The following is a 783-nucleotide window of genomic DNA, read 5'->3' as shown; positions in this document are numbered from 1 at the left end:
TTAACAAGCTTCATGGCAAAATAGAGAATGATGTACGCAACACAAAAGAGTTTCTTAAAGTGATGGATAACAGTCCGGAATTAACGGCGGTTGACCTTAATGCACCGTACAAAAAACTGCTGGAGTATAACGATGTTGTTCTTGCCGGAACGGAGCATAGTGACGGCAGCTTTGAATTTGTGACTTGGGACTGTAAAAACAACAGCTTAGATCACGGACACTACTATGAAGATTACGAAAGAGCAAAAGAGGATTTTGTAAAACGATCAGAGTTATTGCCTGAAAATCAAATATTCTCTGCTGATGAACGGTTTGAATTATACAGATGTGTTGAAGATACATTGTCTGCCGGATTTGAATTAAGCAGCGATGTTGAAAATATACTTGCCGATGTGAAGGAAAAACTAAAAGATAGTATTCCCGATTTTGATGAACGGCTGACAACACTTGATAAGCAGGATCGGCAGCAGGAACAAAAAATGTAGCGAAAGGGTGAGTTAAATGTTTACCGTTGATTTTAGATTTGAGGAAAATCAAACAACCATAGAATTCCCTTGCAATGAGGAATATTTGTCGTCAAAGTTTGATGAGTTGGGGGTGAAGGATAAGTTAAAAACGAGTCAGTATGTGATAGGAACGAACTATGCCGCATTAAAATGGCTTGTAACTGATTTTGCCGATGTCGATGAACTGAACTTTCTTGCGAAATGCCTTGACAGTTTTGATAAGAACGAATTAAATATTTTTGAAGCCGTGTGCGAAACGAGAGAGCCGCGAAGTGTT

General features: G+C 38.8%; 1 protein-coding gene and 1 pseudogene. Both read left to right on the top strand.

The genetic code is table 11. The features are described 5' to 3' along the window. Positions 1-485, top strand: a pseudogene (locus H8706_RS12175) (hypothetical protein); the annotation flags it as partial. Between the two features lie 16 nt (positions 486-501). Further along, positions 502-783, top strand: a 282-nt coding sequence (locus H8706_RS12170) for a hypothetical protein (protein WP_394354581.1), incomplete at its 3' end; no start/stop codon positions are given.

The sequence above is a fragment of the Qingrenia yutianensis genome, from assembly GCF_014385105.1.
GTDB classification, from domain to species: Bacteria; Bacillota; Clostridia; order UMGS1810; family UMGS1810; genus Qingrenia; species Qingrenia yutianensis.
This window is presented reverse-complemented; position numbering and strand designations above follow the sequence as displayed.